This window comes from Sphingobium olei, assembly GCF_042678845.1.
Taxonomy (GTDB): domain Bacteria; phylum Pseudomonadota; class Alphaproteobacteria; order Sphingomonadales; family Sphingomonadaceae; genus Sphingobium; species Sphingobium olei.
The window spans coordinates 1-691 of sequence record NZ_JBHTLS010000020.1; the positions used below are offsets into that span (position 1 = coordinate 1).

Below are 691 nucleotides of genomic sequence, written 5' to 3' on the forward strand. Positions count from 1 at the left end.
CGACCCTCTCGACCAACCGGCGCCGCACCACGGCATCGATTAAAAAACCCATTCACAATGTCAAAGAAGCACGCTTGTGCGTGCCGTATCGCCGGACAAGTCCGGCAAACCGCTACTCTTCATCTCTAGAGATATGATGGCAGTGCCTGGGGCGCGACACCCTCGCAGCATAGCTGCGAGGAGTTTTTCGGCCGCCCGTCCCCCGGACGGGCTCTAAAGGCCGAAAAACTGGTGGAGCCTATCGGGATCGAACCGATGACCTGATGCTTGCAAAGCAACCGCTCTCCCAGCTGAGCTAAGGCCCCCAACCAATTTCGACAACTGGTGGGCCGGGGAGGAGTTGAACCTCCGACCTCACGCTTATCAGGCGTGCGCTCTAACCACCTGAGCTACCGGCCCGTTTGTTTGTCAGCCTCAAGCGCCGGCGTCGACATCCGTCGACTTGGCTTTTCCTCGCATAAGCTCGGGCGGCCGTTCGGCCTTGCGAACCTTGGCAGGTTCGTTGGCGCCAAACACACAGACTGGCTGCTCTATCAGCACAACATTGCTGTTGTACTAATCTCTAGTGATGAAGGGACATGAGGACGGCGGCGATGTTCTTTGGAAATGACGAAGCTCTTCCAACGGCGCAAACATAAAGTCTGGCGTTGGCGCTTTCGTCACGATCCTTAGAAAGGAGGTGATCCAGCCG

At 57.3% G+C, this 691-nt stretch carries 2 tRNA genes; both read right to left on the reverse strand.

The features are described from left to right. Window positions 1-229: 229 nt before the first annotated feature. Window positions 230-305: transfer RNA gene (locus ACFQ24_RS03780), tRNA-Ala, on the reverse strand. Window positions 306-322: 17 nt separating this feature from the next. Beyond that, window positions 323-399 (reverse strand) — tRNA-Ile (locus ACFQ24_RS03785). Window positions 400-691 lie beyond the last annotated feature (292 nt).